The 18,474-nt window shown below is 65.7% G+C and carries 15 protein-coding genes; 6 read left to right on the top strand and 9 right to left on the bottom strand.

Annotated features, from left to right (window positions below; all coding sequences use genetic code 11):
- The first annotated feature begins 94 nt into the window (after positions 1-94).
- Positions 95-1,234 (top strand): succinylglutamate desuccinylase/aspartoacylase family protein, encoded by a 1,140-nt coding sequence (locus tag GTP45_RS24845; RefSeq protein WP_161016539.1) that lies wholly within the window; start codon positions 95-97, stop codon positions 1,232-1,234.
- A complete protein-coding gene (locus GTP45_RS24840; protein ID WP_229258619.1) occupies positions 1,231-2,631 on the top strand; it encodes a YfcC family protein in 1,401 nt (466 codons plus the stop codon). The genes GTP45_RS24845 and GTP45_RS24840 overlap by 4 nt, the downstream gene beginning before the upstream one ends.
- A gap of 2 nt (positions 2,632-2,633) precedes the next feature.
- On the opposite strand, the gene GTP45_RS24835 is transcribed toward GTP45_RS24840, so the two are convergent.
- Both GTP45_RS24835 and GTP45_RS24830 read right to left on the bottom strand, forming a co-directional pair.
- Positions 2,634-3,098 (bottom strand): hypothetical protein, encoded by a 465-nt coding sequence (locus tag GTP45_RS24835; protein ID WP_161016538.1) that lies wholly within the window; start codon positions 3,096-3,098, stop codon positions 2,634-2,636.
- 154 nt (positions 3,099-3,252) lie between these two features.
- Complete coding sequence (locus GTP45_RS24830) at positions 3,253-3,678, bottom strand: GNAT family N-acetyltransferase (RefSeq protein WP_161016537.1); 426 nt, start codon at positions 3,676-3,678, stop codon at positions 3,253-3,255.
- A gap of 95 nt (positions 3,679-3,773) precedes the next feature.
- Here GTP45_RS24830 and argH point away from each other — a divergent pair, with 95 nt between their 5' ends.
- Both argH and GTP45_RS24820 read left to right on the top strand, forming a co-directional pair.
- Positions 3,774-5,168 (top strand): argininosuccinate lyase, encoded by a 1,395-nt coding sequence (gene argH / locus GTP45_RS24825; protein WP_161016536.1) that lies wholly within the window; start codon positions 3,774-3,776, stop codon positions 5,166-5,168.
- 111 nt (positions 5,169-5,279) lie between these two features.
- The gene (locus GTP45_RS24820) at positions 5,280-7,547 is read left to right on the top strand and encodes a M4 family metallopeptidase (RefSeq protein WP_161016535.1); all 2,268 of its coding nucleotides are present in this window, start codon (positions 5,280-5,282) and stop codon (positions 7,545-7,547) included.
- 5 nt (positions 7,548-7,552) lie between these two features.
- Here the strand turns inward: GTP45_RS24820 and GTP45_RS24815 are convergent, their stop codons facing one another.
- Positions 7,553-9,154, bottom strand: coding sequence for a CehA/McbA family metallohydrolase domain-containing protein (locus tag GTP45_RS24815; RefSeq protein WP_229258618.1), 1,602 nt, complete (start codon positions 9,152-9,154; stop codon positions 7,553-7,555).
- A 125-nt stretch (positions 9,155-9,279) separates the two neighbouring features.
- On the opposite strand from GTP45_RS24815, the gene GTP45_RS24810 reads away from it, so the two are divergent.
- Together GTP45_RS24810 and GTP45_RS24805 are read left to right on the top strand one after the other, a co-directional pair.
- Complete coding sequence (locus GTP45_RS24810) at positions 9,280-10,509, top strand: M24 family metallopeptidase (RefSeq protein WP_161016533.1); 1,230 nt, start codon at positions 9,280-9,282, stop codon at positions 10,507-10,509.
- Positions 10,510-10,664: 155 nt separating this feature from the next.
- On the top strand, positions 10,665-11,051 hold the full coding sequence (locus GTP45_RS24805; RefSeq protein ID WP_161016532.1) for a VOC family protein: 387 nt from the start codon (positions 10,665-10,667) through the stop codon (positions 11,049-11,051).
- Here the strand turns inward: GTP45_RS24805 and paaZ are convergent, their stop codons facing one another.
- The 6 genes from paaZ to paaH form a co-directional block, all read right to left on the bottom strand.
- Positions 11,052-13,097: a phenylacetic acid degradation bifunctional protein PaaZ gene (paaZ, locus tag GTP45_RS24800; RefSeq protein WP_161016531.1), complete on the bottom strand. Its 2,046-nt coding sequence runs from the start codon at positions 13,095-13,097 to the stop codon at positions 11,052-11,054.
- 17 nt (positions 13,098-13,114) lie between these two features.
- Positions 13,115-13,726, bottom strand: a complete 612-nt coding sequence (gene paaY / locus GTP45_RS24795; protein WP_161016530.1) for a phenylacetic acid degradation protein PaaY — start codon at positions 13,724-13,726, stop codon at positions 13,115-13,117.
- 12 nt (positions 13,727-13,738) lie between these two features.
- On the bottom strand, positions 13,739-14,944 hold the full coding sequence (gene pcaF, locus GTP45_RS24790; RefSeq protein WP_161016529.1) for a 3-oxoadipyl-CoA thiolase: 1,206 nt from the start codon (positions 14,942-14,944) through the stop codon (positions 13,739-13,741).
- A gap of 188 nt (positions 14,945-15,132) precedes the next feature.
- Positions 15,133-16,443 carry a phenylacetate--CoA ligase PaaK gene (paaK, locus tag GTP45_RS24785; RefSeq protein ID WP_161016528.1) on the bottom strand — a complete coding sequence of 437 codons (1,311 nt, stop codon included), beginning with the start codon at positions 16,441-16,443 and terminating at the stop codon, positions 15,133-15,135.
- Between the two features lie 13 nt (positions 16,444-16,456).
- Positions 16,457-16,900 (bottom strand): hydroxyphenylacetyl-CoA thioesterase PaaI, encoded by a 444-nt coding sequence (gene paaI / locus GTP45_RS24780; RefSeq protein ID WP_161016527.1) that lies wholly within the window; start codon positions 16,898-16,900, stop codon positions 16,457-16,459.
- On the bottom strand, positions 16,893-18,473 hold the full coding sequence (gene paaH / locus GTP45_RS24775; protein WP_161016526.1) for a 3-hydroxyacyl-CoA dehydrogenase PaaH: 1,581 nt from the start codon (positions 18,471-18,473) through the stop codon (positions 16,893-16,895). Before paaH ends, paaI begins: the two co-directional genes overlap by 8 nt.
- Between the last annotated feature and the right edge of the window lies 1 nt (position 18,474).

The following is an 18,474-nucleotide window of genomic DNA, read 5'->3' as shown; positions in this document are numbered from 1 at the left end:
CTCAAGAAAGCCGGCCGCGTTTCTCCGGTACGCGATTTACTTTGTGAAAATAGTGCTACATACTCAATGCTTTACGAATTCCGCAGGGCAGGCCATGCACGCTATCACTCATCCCCTTTCCGCTCCGCACGCTAACGCCGCGTATGCGCTGACCAGTTTCCACTTCGGCACGCCGGGCAGCGGCAAGAAGGTGTACATCCAGGGTTCGCTGCACGCCGACGAGGTGCCGGGCATGCTGGTGGCGCAATTCCTGCGCACCGAGCTGGCCGCGCTGGAAGCGGCCGGCAAAATCAGCGGCGAGATCGTCCTGGTGCCGGCCGCCAACCCGATCGGGCTGGCGCAGGCCATCCACGGCGCGGCGTTCGGGCGCTTTGACCTGACCACCGGCGTCAACTTCAACCGCGCCTACAAGCACGTGGCGAATGACTTGAAAAAATCGCTGGCCGGCAAGCTGGGGCAGGACGCCGCCGCCAACGTGGCGCTGATCCGCGAGCACGCGCGCGCCGCGATTGCCGACTGGACGCCGGCCACCGACGCCGAGACGCTCAAGAAAACCTTGATGACCCTGGCCATCGACGCCGACATCGTGCTCGACCTGCATTGCGACAACGAGGCGGTGCTGCACATCTACGCCGGCACGCCGCTGGCCGAGGCGATTGCGCCGCTGTCGGCCATCCTCGGCTCGCACGCCACGCTGTTGGCCTACGAGGCCGGCGGCGAACCGTTCGACGAGGCGTGCAGCCGCCTGTGGTGGGATCTCGACAAACACTTCGAACACCAGTTCCCGATCCCGGCCGCCTGCCTGGCCACCACGGTCGAACTGCGCGGCGAGCAGGAAGTCAGCTACGTGCTGGCGCGCAAGGATGCCGCCGGCCTGCTGCAATTCCTGACCCTGCAAGGCGTGCTGCACGCCGGCGACGCGGCCGCGCAAGCCGCGGCGGCCGTGCTGCCGGCGCCGCTCTGCGAGGCGACGCCGCTGGAAGGCGTGGAGCCGCTGTACGCGCCGCACTCCGGCATCCTGGTCTACACCCGCGAGATGGGCACGCGCGTCGCTGCCGGTGACGCGATTGCCGACTTGATCGATCCGGTCAGCGGCGCGACCACGGTGTTGCGCGCCACGGTGGACGGCGTGTTCTTTGCGCGCAGCGCGCACCGCCATGTGATCCGCGGCATGAACGTCGGCAAAGTCGCCGGCGCCAAGGCTTATCGTGAAGGCGACCTGCTGAGCGTATGATGACGACCAAAAAATTCAAACTCCCGCATACCTTCGTCCTGCTGTTCATCATCCTGGCGCTGATTGCGGCCGCGACCTGGCTAGTCCCCGGCGGCAAGTACGACACGCACATGGTGAACGGCAAGCAGCTGATCAACCCGGACAGCTTCCACTACATCGAGAGCGCGCCGCAAGGCCTGGTGGCGCTGATGAAGGCGCCGATCAAGGGCTTCGTCGAGGCCGGCCAGATCATCGGCTTCGTGCTGATCGTCGGCGGCGCGTTCGCGGTGCTGCAGAAGACCGAGGCGATCGACTCGATGATCAAATCGCTGGCCAAGGCGCACGAGAGTTCGGTGTTTATCCAGAAGGCGCTGATCCCGGTGTTTGTCACCATGTTCTCGATCGGCGGCGCCACCTTTGGCATGAACGAGGAGGCGATACCGTTTATCCTGATCTTCGTGCCGTTGGCTTTGGCGCTGGGCTATGACACGGTGGTCGGCGTATCGATTCCCTTCCTAGGTTCGCAGGTGGGTTTTTCGGCGGCGTTTCTGAACCCGTTCAACGTCGGCATCGCCCAGGGCATCGCCGGCGTGCCGGTGTTTTCCGGCTGGGGCTACCGCCTGATCGTGTGGGCGATTGCCACCACGGTGACGGTGCTGTTCCTGATGTGGTACGCGGCCCGCGTCAAGCGCAATCCGCAACTGAGCCCGACCTACGCGCTCGACCTGGACAAGCGCAAGGAGCTGCCGGAAGGCGGCGTCGGCGAATTCCACGGCATGACCGCGCGCCACAAGGCGGTGCTGTGGATCTTCGCCGGCTCGCTGGCGGCCATGGTGTTTGGCGTGGTGCACTACGACTGGTATATCGACGAGATTGCGGCGCTGTTCCTGTCGATGGCCATCGTGATCGGCCTGGTCGGCAAGCTCGATTCGACGCAGATCGTCGAAGGCTTCATGCAGGGCGCGCGCGACCTGGTCGGCACGGCGCTGGTGATCGCGCTGGCGCGCGGCACGCTGGTGCTGGCGCGCGATGCGCACATCATCGACACCATGCTGCATGCCTTGATGCCGCTGGTGCAGTCGGCGCATCCGATTTTCGCGGCATGGAAGATGTTCGGCATCCAGACCGTGATTAATTTCTTCATCCACTCCGGCAGCGGGCAGGCCGCGCTGACCATGCCGATCATGGCGCCGCTGGCGGACCTGGTCGGCGTGACGCGCCAGACCGCAATCCTGGCGTTCCAGTTCGGCGAATTCACCACGCCGATGATCCCGACTTCCGGCATCACCGTCGGCGTGCTGGCCCTGGCGCGCATCCCGTGGATCACCTGGGCCAAGTGGATGATCCCGCTGCAACTGATCTACGCCGTCCTCGCCCTCGCCCTGCTGGTGCCGCCCTGCCTGATGAACTGGCAGTAAGTTCAGTCAAGTTGGCGCCGCGCGCGGCGGCGCCGTTCGATTGCGGCGCGGCGCGGGTTGGCCGCTTCGCCGGTGCGCCAGTCGCTGGCGCGCATCCAGCCCTCGTTGTGGCTGCGCTGGATCCAGATGTCGCGCCACGCATTGCGCACGCAGCCGCAAACTTCGTTGGCCCAGCCGCGCGGCGTGACGATTTTTCCTTCAGCGATCAACAAGTCGCCTTCCACTTGGGCCAAGTGGCTGGTGTAGCAATGGTTGATGCGCAACAGCGTACCGTGCGGCAGAAACAGGTTTTTCCACTGGTAGCCGCGTTCGACCGGCCGGCCACGGTTGCGCGCCAGCCATTCCTTGATGGCGACGGTGGCAATGTCGCCGGGATTGCGCAGGTCGCGTTGTTTCCACAGCGCGTCGCACAGGGCTCCATATACCTTGGGGTTTACTTCCACAGTGACTGCCTCGTTTTGTCTCATTTTGCCTTCTCCCATGCCTCGTTCTTTATTGTTAGACCGCCCTCTCCCTAGAGAAGTTCAACGGCCATGTAAAAAAACGAGGCACTAGACGAGGCAAAACGAGACAAAACGAGGCAATGAGTCGGGAAGAGAAACCATGCATATATACCCGGAATCAGTTGGCGTAGATGCTGGGAAAGTAGCGCTCCATCAGCGTCGCCGGGCGGGTTGGCGGAGTGAAGCCGTAGCGGGCGTATAGTTCGTGGGCGTCGCTGGTGGCCAGCATGAAGCGGCGCAGGCCCTGCAGGTCGGGATGCTCGAGCACCGACTGCACCAGCGCCTTGCTGATGCCGCGCCCGCGCTGCTCCTCCACCACAAACACATCGGCCAGATAAGCGAAGGTGGCGCAATCGGTGGTCACCCTGGCAAAACCCACCTGCTTGCCCGCCACGTACGCGCCAAAACACAGCGAATTGTCGATCGCCCGCTCCACCACCGCCAGCGGGATGCCGATAGCCCAGGTCGAGCGCTCGCTCAGGAACTGGTGGATCAGGGGCACGTCGAGTAAGGCTTTATCGGTGCTGATGTGCAGTGTCGTCATGTTTTCCGTGATCAAAGTGACAAGGTTGACGTATTTTAGTGCAGCTTGCGGTTTATAATCGCTGTTGATCCTACGCGCACTTCCTACTTTTGACTATGACTGCACAACTTTCCAAAAAGGCCGAAGCCTGGTCGGCCCGCTTCAACGAACCGGTTTCCGACCTGGTCAAACGCTACACCGCCTCGGTGTTCTTCGACAAGCGCCTGGCCAAGGCCGACATCCAGGGCTCGCTGGCCCACGCTGAAATGCTGGCCGCCCAGGGCATCATCAGCGCCCAGGACCGCGCCGAGATCGAGCGCGGCATGGCGCAGATCAGCGCCGAAATCGACGCCGGCAGCTTCGAGTGGCTGCTCGACCTGGAAGACGTCCACCTCAACATCGAAAAGCGCCTGACCGAACTGGTCGGCGACGCCGGCAAGCGCCTGCACACCGGCCGCTCGCGCAACGACCAGGTGGCCACCGACATTCGCCTGTATGTGCGCTCGGCCATCGACGACGTGCTGGCCCTGCTGCACGCGCTGCGCAGCGCCCTGACCGACCTGGCCGAAAAGAACGCCGACACCATCCTGCCCGGCTTCACCCACATGCAAGTGGCACAGCCGATCACCTTCGGCCACCACATGCTGGCCTACGTGGAAATGTTCGGCCGCGACGCCGAGCGCATGGCCGACGCCCGCAAGCGCGTCAACCGCCTGCCGCTGGGTGCGGCCGCACTGGCCGGCACCACCTTCCCGATCGACCGCGTGCGCGTGGCCAAGACGCTGGGCTTCGACGACGTCTGCCACAACTCGCTGGACGCCGTCTCCGACCGCGACTTCGCGATCGAGTTCACCGCCGCCGCCTCGCTGATCATGATGCACGTGTCGCGCATGTCGGAAGAGCTGATCATCTGGATGAGCCCGCGCGTCGGCTTCATCGACATTGCCGACCGCTTCTGCACCGGCTCGTCGATCATGCCGCAAAAGAAAAACCCGGACGTGCCGGAACTGGCGCGCGGCAAGACCGGCCGCGTGTTCGGCCACCTGATGGGCCTCTTGACCCTGATGAAAGGCCAGCCGCTGGCCTACAACAAGGACAACCAGGAAGACAAGGAACCGCTGTTCGACACCGTCGACACCCTGGTCGACACCCTGCGCATCTTTGCCGACATGGCCGGCGGCATCAGCGTCAAGCCGGAGAACATGCGCGCCGCCGCCCTGCAAGGCTACGCCACCGCCACCGACCTGGCCGACTACCTGGTCAAGAAAGGCCTGCCGTTCCGCGACGCCCACGAAGCCGTGGCGCACGCCGTGCGCGCCTGCGACGACCTGAAAATCGACCTGGCCGACATGTCGCTGGAACAGCTGCGCGCCTTCTCGACCCTGATCGAGGACGACGTGTTTGCCGTGCTGACGCTGGAAGGCTCGGTGGCCGCGCGCGACCACGTTGGCGGCACCGCGCCGCACCAGGTGCGCAAGGCCATCGCCCGCGTGCGCGAGCAACTGCAGTAAATCTCCCCGGCGCCGCCGTCCGCGCGGCGCCGATCTGCCTGCTGTTTGATCTGGCACAGTACCGCTCCCCGCCATCGTTCTAGCGTGAAGTCATCTACCACGGAGGATGACATGAAACCACGCACACTTTTGCTTGCCGCCTGCATCGCCCTGCCGCTGCACGCCCCCGCCGCCCAGCTGATGTCGGCCCCCATCAGCGTCGCCACCCCGCAGGAAAGCGCCAGCCTGGTCGCCAAGCTGACCGCGCTTGACGCCCGCCCCGGCCTGAGCGCCGACTACAGCTTCCGCATCAGCAGCCAGCACCCGGGCGTGGTCGGCCAGAAAATCACCCGTGCCCAGCACACCTACAAGGGCTTGCGCGTGTTCGGCTCGGAATCGGTGGTGGTCACCAACGCGCGCGGCGACATCGTCAGCGTTGCCGCCTCCGACCGCCGCCCGGGCCTGCAGCCACAAGCCACCACACCGGGCGGTGTGGCCCCGCCACCGTCCCCAGCCGCGCCGCTGCCAACGCCAGCCGAACTCACGCCCGTCCTCAGCGCCGACGACGCCATCCGCGCCGCCGTGCAAGCCATCGCGCCGGCCGGCACGCACCGCTGGCCGCCGAGCGCCGAACTGCTCATCTATCCGCTGATGAAAAACGTGCGCAGCAGCGCCGCCAGCAACAAGCCCGACGACCAGCTCAACGCGCTCGACCTGCAGGAAGTGGTGGAGCGCTACGAGCTGGCCTATCTGGTGCAGCTGCGCATGGCGCAGGACGGCAAGCTGGTCTACTACGACGTGGTAGTCAGCGCCCGCAACGGCGCCATCATCGCCAAGTGGCCGGCGCTGCAGACGGTGACCGGCATCGGCCACAGCCAGTACAACGGCCAGGTGCCGATCAGCACCAGCGCCACCGCGGGCGGCTTCCAGATGCTCGACAGCGCGCGCGGCAGCGGCGGCAAGTTCGGCGCCATGGCCATCACCAACGCCAACCACAGCTCGCCCAACAACCCGGATCCCGGCAGCGTCTACAGCAACGCCACGAATACCTGGGGCGACGGCCTGCAATACAACGGCGGCAGCACCACCAATGCCAACGGCCAGACCGCCGCCGTCAACGCGCTGTGGGGCCTGATGAACACCTACGACACCAACAAAAATGTGCTGGGCTGGCAATCGCTGGACGGCAACAACACCGCCACCTACATTGCCGCCCATGTCGGCACCGCCTACGACAACGCCTTCTACGACGACCGCTGCAAATGCATGTACATCGGCGACGGCAACAGCTTCACCAGCCTGGGTGCGATCGACGTGATCGGCCATGAAATGTCGCACGGCGTGACCGCCGCCACGGCCGACCTGATCTACGCCGGCGAATCGGGCGGCCTCAACGAATCGAACTCCGACATCGGCGGCGAAGTGGTGGAAGCGTACGCGCGCAACGGCGGCACCGGCAACAGCGTGCCCGCCGCCGGCAACGACTGGATGATGGGCAAGGAAATCAGCAAGAGCGGCCAGCCGCTGCGCTGGATGTACAAGCCGAGCAAGGACGGCCGCAGTCCCGACGCGTGGAGCAGCGCGCTGAAAAACCTCGACGTGCATTATTCAAGCGGCCCGAACAACCGCATGTTCTACTTCCTGGCGCAGGGTTCCAGCGCCGACCCGGCCAGCGACTACCACAGCCCCTTCCTGGTGCGCGCGCCGGCCGCCATGAGCGGCATCGGCAGCGACAAGGCCTACCGCATCTGGTTCAAGGCGCTGACCACCAAGTTCACCTCGTCCACCAACTACGCCGACGCCCGCAACAAAGTGCTGCTGGCCGCGCAGGAACTGTACGGCACCACCTCAAAGGAAGCGATCGCCGTGCAGCGCGCCTACGCCGCCATCAACGTCGGCGCCGACATCGATGAAGCGGATGGCGGCGGCGAGGCCGTCGAGCGCATCGTCAACGGCGGCTTTGAAAACGGCGCCACCGGCTGGAGCGGCAGCACTGGCGTGATCGGCGCCAACCCCGCGCAGCCGCCGTACGAAGGCGCGCGCTACGCCTGGCTGGGCGGCAACGGCCGGCGCGCCACCGAAACGCTGCGCCAGCAAGTCGCCATCCCGGCTGCCGCCACCAGCGCGCAGTTGAGCTTCGCGCTGCACATCGACACCGCCGAAACCAGCAACACCGTGTACGACACCCTGACCGTCACCGTGCGCAACGCCGGCGGCGGCACCGTGCTGGCCACGCTGGCCACCTACACCAACCTGACGCCGGCCGGCGGCTACCAGATCCGCAGCTTCGACCTGCTGCCGTTCAAAGGGCAGAACGTGACCTTGTCGTTTGCCATGCGCGAAGACCGCAGCAAGCAGACCTCCTTCGTGCTCGACAAGGTCAGCCTGCTGACCAAATGAAATGATCAGCGCAGCGACACGAACACCGGGTTCGAATAGAACCACAGACTGCGGTAGTTACGGTCGTTGATATCGTTGAAGCGCTGGGTGTTGTCGGTGGCGCCGGTGCGCTGGTCGGCCAGCGGCTCGCCGCCCGCCGTCAGGCCGGCGACATCCACGCCCAGGTTGGTGCCGCGCAGGCGAAAGTACTGGTTCTTGCTGGCGGTGGTCTCATAGGTCACGCTGTAGTAGCCGTCCGCATCGAGCTTCCAGTCGGCCGCCGTGAAGCGCTTGACCACGCGCGTGCTGGCGTTGGCCGCCACGCTATAGGCGGCGCTGCCCGGCGTGGCCTTGGCGCCGACGTCGCCGGCGATCAGGTCGACGTGATCGACCACCGGCTTGACGTTGGCCGGCGTGCCGCTGTCGACCGGCTTCTCGTAATTATTTTTCGCCGGCGACTTGAAGCGGATCGTGATCGTCACCTTGTCGCCGCTGGCCACCTTCAGTTCACCGCCCATCTCCTTGCGGTCATCCTTGCTGGCCAGGTTGAAGTCCAGCGCATTGATCAAATCCCCGTACACCGAGAACATCTTGCCCGAGCGCAGACCGGCCAGCAAATCCTTGAGCGCCGGCGCGCCGGTGGCGCTGTTGAACACATAGTTCTTCGCATACTCGCCGGGGAAATAGCCGCTGCTATTGCCGCCGACGATCTTGAAGTGGGTGTCCGAGTCGGTCAGGTTCCAGATGCGGCGGCCCTCGCCCAGCAGCGCGTCCCACGGCCCGCCCAGTTTGGCCACCACATAATCGACGCCGCCATACACGCGCAGCAGCGCATTGTCGTCGGTGTAGGCCGCCGTGTAGCCGCCGCGATCTGGCTCCATCTGATTGCCGACCATGCCCTCGATGGCAAACATGATGTTCGGCGCGGCGTCGTTGAAGGCGCGGAAATCGGCGATCGTGTAGCTGCCCTTGTTGCGCGACGGGTGATTGATCACCGCGTAGCTGCTGTCGGGGTAATTCTGTTTGAGCCAGTTGATCGCCTGCAGCGCATCGTCGGCGCTCTTGTTGTAGCGCGTCTCGCCGTACCTGGCCTTCCACGCCGCCACGTCGGCCGCGTCGAACATGGCCGCGTCGCGCGTGGTGAACAGGTACTCGAACTCCTTCATGCCCTTGGTGCTGGCGGCGGCGCCGTCGAACAGGCCGATGCCGATATGATCGTGGGTCGGCATGTCCCATTCAAAGCCGGAGAAAATCAGCTTGTCGGCGTAGGTGCCGGCCGCCTGCAGCGCCTTCACGCGCGGGATCTCATAGCGCTCGGCGCCGAGCGACATCGGAATCGACGCCGCCAGCGCCGCGCCCTTCTCGTCGCGGGTCGAGACGCGCAAGTGATTCGACACCGCCATCCAGTCCAGGCCATAGCTGGTGAACGCCTTGCCCAGAATCTTTTCCAGCGTCTGGCTGACGTCAGCGTCGGCCGACTGCGTGGTGTGGGTGTGCAGATCGCCGGCGATCCAGCGGCCAGCCGGCAGCGGCGGCACGGCGCTTTGCGGATCGTTGTCGCCGCCGCAGGCAGCGATGGTCAGCACGGTGGCAATGGCGGAAGGGAGCAGCAGTTTTTTGTACGGCATGGAGAACATCCTGAAGTGTGAAACGGAGGAGCGGGCACCATAACATTGGTGTATGACGGCCGCGTGACCTGCTATCATCGTGTGCTCAGGCGGGCCATCCCCGCGCACAACATCAGGATATAAAAATGACTATAGGCATAGGCGGCAAGAGCATCGACGAGGCGCTGGCCTCGCTGTCGGACATGACGGCGGGCGCGATCCCGATTGGCAAAGACGAACACCTGCAGCGCATCGCGCGCGCGCAAGCCTACATGCAGGCGCAGGGCATCGCCGCCATCTACATCAACGCCGGCGCCAACCTGACCTACTTCACCGGCACCAAGTGGTACGCCAGCGAGCGCATGGTCGGCGCGATTTTGCCGGCGCAAGGCGCGGTGGAATACATCGCCCCGGCGTTCGAAGAAAGCACGCTGAAAGACTTCATGCTGGTCGACGGCCCGGTCAACTGCTGGCACGAACACGAAAGCCCGTACGCGCTGTTCATCGCTGTGCTGAAACGCATGGGCATCGCGCCGAATTCGGCACAGCCGCCGCGCGTCGGCATCTGCGAGAGCGCCGCCTTCTTCATCTATGACGGCATCCGCCCGCTGGCCGAGGGCTACGCGCTGGAAAACGCGCGCGCCGTCACCGCCCACTGCCGCACCCGCAAATCGGCCGCCGAAATCGCTCTGATGCAGCGCGCCAAAGACATGACCCTGGCCGTGCACATCGCCGCCGCCAGCATCCTGCGTGTAGGCATCACCACCAAGGAAGTGGAAGAATTCATTGACCGCGCGCACCGCAAGGTCGGCGCCTCCGGCTCCTACTTCGTGATCGTGCTGTTCGGCGAAGCGACCGCCTACCCGCACGGCGTCAGCTACGTGCAAACCTTGAAGTCCGGCGACACCGTGTTGATCGACACCGGCTGCAAGCTGCACAACTACATTTCCGACATCACCCGCACCTACGTGTACGGCCCGATCAGCGAGCGCCAGCGTTCGGTGTGGAACAGCGAGAAAAAAGCGCAGGCCGCCGCGTTTGCCGCCGCCCAGCTGGGCGTGCCGTGCGAGGAAGTGGACGCCGCCGCGCGCCGCGCGCTGGAAGCCGACGGCTTCGGCCCCGGCTACAAGCTGCCCGGACTGCCGCACCGCACCGGCCACGGCATCGGCCTCGACATCCACGAGTGGCCCTACCTGGTCGGCGGCGACAAGACCGCGCTGGACGTCGGCATGTGCTTCTCCAACGAGCCAATGATCTGCATCCCCGGTGAATTCGGCGTGCGCCACGAAGACCACTTCTACATGACCGCCAGCGGCCCGAAATGGTTCACCGAGCCAGCCCACAGCATCGACGACCCATTTGGGTTAGGGGTTTGACGCGCGGCACCAGCCCAACCCGCACACCGCTGGCGTCAGGGTCTGACCCCGTACGGGGTCAGACCCTTTCGTTAGGGGTACTGCAAGCAGCACACCTGTTCAGCGCCAACCACAACGCATTCGCTGTACCCCGTAATCAACCATAGGAGGCTCACATGAAACGAGTGACTGGTATCGGCGGCATCTTCTTTTACGCGAAGGATCCCAAGGCGCTGGGCGAGTGGTACAAGCGCCACCTCGGCATCGACGTGCAGTCGTGGGGCGGCGCCGCGTTTGAGTGGAAGGACGACGACGGCAAGCCGACCGGCGGCACCACCGCGTGGTGCATCTCGTCCGCCGACAGCGGCTCGTTCGCGCCCAGCGCCGCGCCGTTTGTGGTCAACTACCGCGTGGCCGATCTCGACGCGCTGCTGCAAGCGCTGCGCGCCGAGGGCTGCAACGTGCTCGATAAAACCGATGAATCGGAATTCGGCAAGTTCGGCTGGGTCATCGACCCGGAAGGCAACAAGGCCGAGCTGTGGCAACCGCCGCCCGGCCAGTAATCACGCGCGCTTCATCACCAGCGTGAGGATGTCGTAGCTGGCCACCAGCTCGTCGCGCTGGTTGGTCACCTGCACATCCCACGCCACCACGCCCTGCCCCACGCCCTTGTCGTCGGTGCGGTTGCGATCCACCTTGCGCTTGCAGGTCAGGCGCGCGCGGATGGTATCGCCTATCGCCACCGGCGCCACGAAGCGCAGATTATCCAGGCCGTAGTTGGCCAGCACCGGGCCCGGCGCCGGCGACACGAACAAGCCCGCCGCCGCCGACAGCACGAAGTAGCCGTGCGCGATGCGCTGGCCGAATTGCGTATCTTTCGCCGCCACTTCGTCGAAGTGCATGTAGAAGTAGTCGCCCGAAACGCCGCCGAAGTTGACGATGTCCGCCTCGCCCACCGTGCGGCGATGGGTCAGCAGCGAATCGCCGATCGCCAGATCTTCGAAGTGCTTGCGGAACGGATGCACGGCATCTTCCTGCACTTTGGCGCCGCGCACATACTCGCCCGTCACCGCCGCCAGCATGGTCGGCGAGCCTTGCACCGCCGCCCGCTGCAGGAAGTGGCGCACCGCGCGGATGCCGCCCAGTTCCTCGCCGCCGCCGGCGCGTCCCGGCCCGCCATGCTTCAGCTGCGGCAGCGGCGAGCCGTGGCCGGTGGAGTCCACCGCCGCCTCGCGATCCAGCACCAGCACGCGCCCATGCGACGCCGCCGCCATAGGCACAGCGTAAGCCGCCGTCGCCGGATCTTTGGTCACCAGCGTCGACACCAGCGAACCCTTGCCGCGCGCCGCCAGCGCCAGCGCTTCCTCGATGCCGTTGTAGCTGATGATGGTGCTGACCGGGCCAAACGCTTCCACGTCGTGCACCGCCTCGTTGCGCATGCCGTCGCGGCACAGCAGCAGGGTCGGCGCGAAGAACGCGCCTTCGCCCACGCCCTCGCCGACCGGCTTGAAGCCATCGCGCGCGCTGAACAGCACCTCGTTGCCGCGCGCCAGCAGCTCGACGCGCTCCGTCACATCGCGCTGCTGGTCGCGCGACGCCAGTGCGCCCATGCGCACGCCCTCCACCGAAGGATCGCCGACGCTGACCTTCGCCAGGCGCTCGCGCAGGCGCGTGCCGACTGCATCGACCATATTTTCCGGCACGATGATGCGGCGGATCGCGGTGCACTTCTGCCCCGCCTTGCCGGTCATCTCGCGCGCCACTTCCTTGACGAACAGGTCGAACTCCGCGTCGTCCGGCGTCACATCCGGCGCCAGGATGGCGCAGTTGAGCGAGTCCGCTTCGGCAGTAAACGGCACCGAATTGGCGATCAGGTTGCGGTTGGTGCGCAGCCTGGCCGCCGTGTCGGCCGAGCCGGTGAAGGTCACCACGTCGGCGCCGCCAAGGCGATCCAGCAAGTCGCCGGTGCTGCCGATCACCAGTTGCAGCGCGCCTTCCGGCAGCAGGCCGGATTCGTGCATCATGCGCACCAGCGCTTCGGTCAAGTAGCTGGTCGCGCTGGCAGGTTTGCCGATGCAGGGCATGGCCGCCAAAAAGCTCGGCGCGAACTTTTCCAGCAGGCCCCAGATCGGGAAGTTGAAGGCGTTGATGTGCACCGCCAAGCCGCCGCGCGGCACCAGAATGTGGGTGCCGGCAAAGCCGCCGTTCTTCCCCAGCGCCATGGCCGGGCCTTCATGCAGCACATTCGACGACGGCAGCTCGCGGCTGCCCATGCTGGCGTAGGCGAACAGCGTGCCGGTGCCGCCTTCGATATCGACCCAGCTATCGGCGCGGGTGGCGCCGGTCTGGTGCGAGATGGCGTAGAGTTCTTCCTTGCGGCTTAGCAGATACAAGGCCAGCGCCTTCAGGCGCGCGGCGCGCTGCTGGAAATTCATCTGCATCAGCGCCGGCACGCCTCGCTTGCGGGCGTAGGTAACGGCTTCGTCGAAGTCGATGCGGTCGGCGTGGGTGTGATAGATGACGGCGTTGGTCAGCGCGCTATGCAGCGGCGTCGCCGCCTCGCTGCCGATCCAGCGTCCGGCGATAAAGCTTTGCAGTGTTTGTGGCATGGTGCGGTCTCCGATAATTATGCTGAAGCGTTTTTGTGCAGATGCAGCGGCAGCGCGCTGTCCCATTCGATACGTTTGCGGTCTGGCTCCGGCGCGGTCAAGGCTTCGGTCTCGCGCATGGTTTGCATGCTGCGAACCGCCAGCTCTTGATACTGCGCGGTACCGCCAGACTTCCATTTGATCTCGTCGTCGCTTAATTCGCGCAGCACCCTGGCCGGCGAGCCGACCGCCATGCTGCGCGGCGGGATCTCCATGCCCGCCCGCACAAAGCTCATCGCCGCAACGATGCTGTCGGCGCCCACCACCGCGTTATCCATGATGACGCTGTTCATACCCACCAGCGCGTTGCGCCCGATGCGGCAGCCGTGCAGCACCGCGCCATGACCGATATGCCCATCCTGCTCAACCACCGTATCGCAGCCGGGGAAGCCGTGCATCACGCAGGTATCCTGCAAGTTCGCGCCTTCCTCCAGAATCAGCCGCCCGAAGTCGCCGCGCAGCGCCGCCAGCGGGCCGATATAGCAGCGCGGCCCGACGATCACATCGCCGATCAGCACCGCGCTGGGATGCACATATGCCGTCGGATGCACGACCGGCGTCACGCCGTTAATCTCATAAACCTTGACCATGCCGGCCTCCGTTCAAACGCGCTCGATCACCAGCGCAATGCCCTGCCCGACGCCGATGCACATGGTGCACAGCGCATAGCGGCCGCCGGTGCGCTCCAGTTGATGCAGCGCCGCCAGCACCATCCGCGCACCCGATGCGCCCAGCGGATGGCCGATCGCAATCGCGCCGCCATTCGGATTCACGTGCGGCGCATCGTCGGCCAGGCCAAGATCGCGCGTCACCGCCAGGCCCTGCGCGGCAAACGCCTCGTTCAACTCAATCACGTCCATGTCGGCAATCGACAAGCCCACCTGCGCCAACACCTTCTTCGACGCCGGCGACGGCCCGAAGCCCATGATGCGCGGGGCCAGTCCCGCCGTCGCCATGCCGAGCACGCGCGCGCGCTTGCGCAAGCCATACTGTCCGGCCGCCGCCGCAGACGCCAGCAGGATCGCGCACGCGCCATCGTTCACGCCCGATGCATTGCCCGCCGTGACCGTGCCGTCGGGCCGCACCACGCCTTTCAGCTTGGCCAGCATCTCCAGCGTGGTGTCCGGGCGCGGATGCTCGTCGGTGTCGAACACCTTGGGCTCGCCCTTGCGCTGCGCCAGCGTCACCGGCACGATCTGGTCGCGGAACACGCCCGCTGCATGGGCGGCGGCCCAGCGCTGCTGGCTGCGCAGCGCAAACGCATCCTGGTCGGCGCGGCTGACGCCAAACTCCAGCGCCACGTTCTCCGCCGTCTCCGGCATCGAGTCAATGCCATGTGCGGCCTTCATCAGCGGGTTGACGAAGCGCCAGCCGATGGTGGTGTCCTCGATCTTGGCCGCGCGCGAAAACGCGCTATCGGCCTTGGCCATCACGAACGGCGCGCGCGTCATGCTCTCCACGCCGCCCGCGATCACCAGCTGCGCCTCGCCCGACTTGATCGCGCGCGCGGCCATGCCGACCGCGTCCAGCGACGAGCCGCACAAGCGGTTGATGGTGCTGGCCGGGACATCGACCGGCAAGCCGGCCAGCAGCGCCGCCATGCGCGCCACGTTGCGGTTATCCTCGCCGGCCTGGTTGGCGCAGCCGTAGTAGACGTCGTCGACGCGCGCCCAGTCGACGCCGGGGTTGCGGGCGATCAGCGCGGCAATCGGCAGCGCAGCCAGGTCGTCGGTGCGCACGCCGGCCAGCGCGCCGCCGTAGCGGCCGAAGGGGGTGCGGATGGCGTCACAGATGTAAGCTTCGTTCACAATGTCTCCTCAATCTATCATTCGACGGGGTACAACAGGCGCGTAGTCGTTGGCGCGGGACTGCTATCTTAAAAAGCACCCCGAACGAAAGGGTCAGACCCCGTACGGGGTCTGACCCTGGCCGCAGCGGTGTGCGGGTTGGGTTGGTGCCGCACACTTTTAAAGCGACCAGCACCGTCAACCCCGTTTTAATTCTTCGGGCGCATATCAACCACGCGGCGCGCCTTGCCGGTCAGCGTGCGTTCGATGCCATTGGGCGGCAGCAGCTTGACCTTGGTGCTAACGCCGACGTTGGTCTTGATGCGCTGCTCCAGCTCGCGCGACAGCGCATCGATTTCCCCGCTCGCCACCTCGGGCCGCAGCTCGGCCAGCACGTCGAGCTTATCGAGATGCCCCTCGCGGCTCACCACCAGCTGGTATTGCGGCGCCAGTTTCGGCATCTTGCAAATCAGTTCTTCAATCTGCGACGGGAACACGTTGACGCCGCGGATAATCAGCATGTCGTCCGAGCGCCCGGTGATTTTGCCGATGCGGCGCATGCTGCGCGAAGTCGGCCGCAGCAATCGCGTGAGGTCGCGCGTGCGGTAGCGGATGATGGGCAGCGCCTCCTTGCTGAGCGAGGTGAATACCAGCTCGCCCTCTTCGCCATCCGGCAGCACCTCGCCGGTTTCTGGATCGATGATCTCCGGGTAGAAGTGGTCTTCCCAGATCACCGGGCCATCCTTTCTCTCGATGCATTCGCTGGCGACGCCGGGGCCCATCACTTCCGACAAGCCGTAGATGTCCACCGCATCGATGCCGGCACGCTGCTCAATCTCGGCGCGCATCGCATCCGTCCACGGCTCGGCGCCGAAGATGCCGACCTTGAGCGAACTGGCGGCAGCGTCCAGTCCCTGGCGCTGGAATTCCTCGATGATGTTCAGCATATACGACGGCGTCACCATGATGATGGCGGGCTTGAAGTCCTGTATCAGCTGCACCTGCTTTTCGGTCTGGCCGCCGGACATCGGGATCACCGTGCAGCCTAGCCGCTCGGCGCCATAATGCGCACCGAGGCCGCCGGTGAACAGGCCGTAGCCGTAGGAGATGTGCACCATGTCGCCACGGCGCCCGCCGGCGGCGCGGATCGAACGCGCCACCACATTGGCCCAGGTGTCGATGTCGTTCTGCGTGTAGCCCACCACGGTCGGCTTGCCGGTGGTGCCGCTCGACGCATGCACGCGCACCACACGCTCTTGCGGCACGGCGAACAGGCCAAATGGGTAGTTGTCGCGCAAGTCCTTCTTGGTGGTGAACGGGAACTTGGCGATATCGGCCAGTGTTTTCAGATCGTCGGGGTGGACGCCGGCCTTGTCGAAGGCGGCGCGGTAGTGCGGCACGTTGTCATAGGCGTGCTTGAGCGACCATTGCATGCGTTGCAGTTGCAGCGCTTGCAGCTCGTCGCGGCTGGCGCGCTCGATCGGCTCCAGGTCGGACGGCGCGGGAGTGCGTTGGACCATCGGTGTCTCCTTGTTAGATCACGCTGCCGCTGATGCGGTGCGATTTGCCGCGGAACAGCGCTATCGTGCGGCCCTCCTGGTTGCTGACCTTGACGTCGTAGATGCCGCTCTTGCCGGCCAGCGATTGCTCGACGGCGGTGGCGCTCAAAACGTCGCCCTCGTGGCCGGGCGCGAGGTAGTCGATGCTGCAGCCAGCGCCCACGGTGACGTGGTTACGGCTGTTGCAGGCGAAGGCAAAGGCGCTGTCAGCCAGCGTGAAGATAAAGCCGCCGTGGCAGGTCTGGTGGCCGTTCAGCATATCGGCGCGCACCGGCATCGACATCCGTGCGTAGCCCGGCGCCACGGCGTCAATCACCATGCCCAGCGCCTGCGAGGCCGGATCGCGCGCAAACATCGCCGCCGCCACCGCCTCCGCAAGTGCCTGTGCTTCCGCGCGTGCGTCGTTCAGATTATTCATGGAAGCGCCCTCCGCTCGCCTGCTTGCGGCGCAGCAGCGGCGAGACGCGGTAGCGATCCTCGCCATAGCTGCCCGCCAAATGGGCCAGCACGCGCACGATGTGTTCTATGCCGACGGCATCCGCCCACGCCAGCGGGCCGCGCGGGTAGTTGACGCCCTTCTGCATCGCGGTGTCGGCAGCGGCGGCGTTGCAGACGCCCTGGTTGACCGCATCCGCCGCCTCATTGGCCAGCATGGCGACGGTGCGCATCACCGCCATGCCGGGCACGTCGTCCAGGCGCGTGACGATGAAACCGGCCGCTTGCAGCAAGCCCACCACTGCGTGATACGCCGCCGGCGCGCACTGGTCGGCACACGCGACGGCAATCCGCTTGGCGCTGCCGTAGTCCAGCGCGAGGTCGAACAGCACCGTATCTGGATGATGGTTGTCGCAGGCGCGCTGCGTCGCGCTGCGGCCATCGGTCAGATACACCGCAGCGCCGTTGCAGTGGAAAGCCGGCGCATCGTCGTGCGGGCCGGCGGAGCGGATGGTCTCCGGCGTGCGGCGCTGCGCGATCTCGATGCCCGCCGCGCGCAACCGCGCCGCCAGCGCATCGACTACCGCGCCGCCCACCGCGTGCAAAGCCGCGCCCTGCTCCACCGTGTAGCTCACATACTCCGGCTTCGGCTGCGGCGCTTCGGCCTGCGCCTGCGGCGCGGCGGCGCCATCGCCGTACTGGTAAAAGCCACGGCCCGTCTTGCGGCCGAGGAAGCCGGCATTCACCATCTCCTGCTGCAGCACCGACGGCGTAAAGCGCGGATCGCAAAAATACGCGTTAAAGACCGACTGCGTGACCGAGAAATTCACGTCGTGCCCGATCAAGTCCATCAACTCAAATGGCCCCATGCGGAAGCCGCCGGCCTCGCGCATCACCGCGTCGATGGTGGCCGCATCGGCCGCCTGCTCATTCAGCAAGCGCCAGCCCTCGGCGTAAAACGGCCGCGCCACGCGGTTGACGATAAAGCCCGGCGTTGACTTGGCGTGCACCGGGTTCTTGCCCCATGCCGCCGCCGTGTCGTATACCGTCTGCGCGACGGCAGCGTCGGTGGCCAGCCCGCTCACCACCTCGCACAGCGCCATCAACGGCACCGGATTAAAGAAGTGCATGCCCGCGACACGGCCCGGCAGCCGCACGCCCGCCGCAATCGCGGTCACGGAAATCGACGAGGTATTGGTCGCCAGGATGCAGTCGTCAGCGACGATGCCTTCCAGTTGCGCAAACAGTTCGCGCTTGGCGTCGAGGTTTTCAACGATGGCCTCCACCACCATGCCCGCATCGGCCACGTCGGACAGCGCAGCAGCAGCGTGCAAGCGCGCCACGGCCGCCGTGCAATCGGCAGCGCTGATGCGCTCCTTGGCGACCAGCTTTTCCAGCGCCGACGCGATGCCGGCAATCGCCTTCTGCACCGCTTCGGGACGCGTGTCGTACAAGCGCACCGTGTAGCCGGCCTCCGCTGCCACCTGCGCAATGCCCGCGCCCATGGCGCCGCTGCCGATTACCGCGACCGCGCGGCCGCTATCCAGGGCCGCCATC

Origin of the sequence: Duganella rivi (assembly GCF_009857435.1) — a bacterium.
Classification (GTDB): domain Bacteria; phylum Pseudomonadota; class Gammaproteobacteria; order Burkholderiales; family Burkholderiaceae_D; genus Rugamonas; species Rugamonas rivi.
Note: the sequence above shows the minus strand (reverse complement) of the source record. Positions and strands in the feature narration are given on the sequence as shown.

Coding starts and splice junctions, on each gene's coding strand:
- GTP45_RS24845 (WP_161016539.1), top strand. CDS start 95: ATGCACGCTATCACTCATCCCCTTTCCGCTCCGCACGCTAACGCCGCG.
- GTP45_RS24840 (WP_229258619.1), top strand. CDS start 1,231: ATGATGACGACCAAAAAATTCAAACTCCCGCATACCTTCGTCCTGCTG.
- GTP45_RS24835 (WP_161016538.1), bottom strand. CDS start 3,098: ATGAGACAAAACGAGGCAGTCACTGTGGAAGTAAACCCCAAGGTATAT.
- GTP45_RS24830 (WP_161016537.1), bottom strand. CDS start 3,678: ATGACGACACTGCACATCAGCACCGATAAAGCCTTACTCGACGTGCCC.
- argH (WP_161016536.1), top strand. CDS start 3,774: ATGACTGCACAACTTTCCAAAAAGGCCGAAGCCTGGTCGGCCCGCTTC.
- GTP45_RS24820 (WP_161016535.1), top strand. CDS start 5,280: ATGAAACCACGCACACTTTTGCTTGCCGCCTGCATCGCCCTGCCGCTG.
- GTP45_RS24815 (WP_229258618.1), bottom strand. CDS start 9,154: ATGCCGTACAAAAAACTGCTGCTCCCTTCCGCCATTGCCACCGTGCTG.
- GTP45_RS24810 (WP_161016533.1), top strand. CDS start 9,280: ATGACTATAGGCATAGGCGGCAAGAGCATCGACGAGGCGCTGGCCTCG.
- GTP45_RS24805 (WP_161016532.1), top strand. CDS start 10,665: ATGAAACGAGTGACTGGTATCGGCGGCATCTTCTTTTACGCGAAGGAT.
- paaZ (WP_161016531.1), bottom strand. CDS start 13,097: ATGCCACAAACACTGCAAAGCTTTATCGCCGGACGCTGGATCGGCAGC.
- paaY (WP_161016530.1), bottom strand. CDS start 13,726: ATGGTCAAGGTTTATGAGATTAACGGCGTGACGCCGGTCGTGCATCCG.
- paaK (WP_161016528.1), bottom strand. CDS start 16,443: ATGGTCCAACGCACTCCCGCGCCGTCCGACCTGGAGCCGATCGAGCGC.
- paaI (WP_161016527.1), bottom strand. CDS start 16,900: ATGAATAATCTGAACGACGCACGCGCGGAAGCACAGGCACTTGCGGAG.
- paaH (WP_161016526.1), bottom strand. CDS start 18,473: ATGGCGGCCCTGGATAGCGGCCGCGCGGTCGCGGTAATCGGCAGCGGC.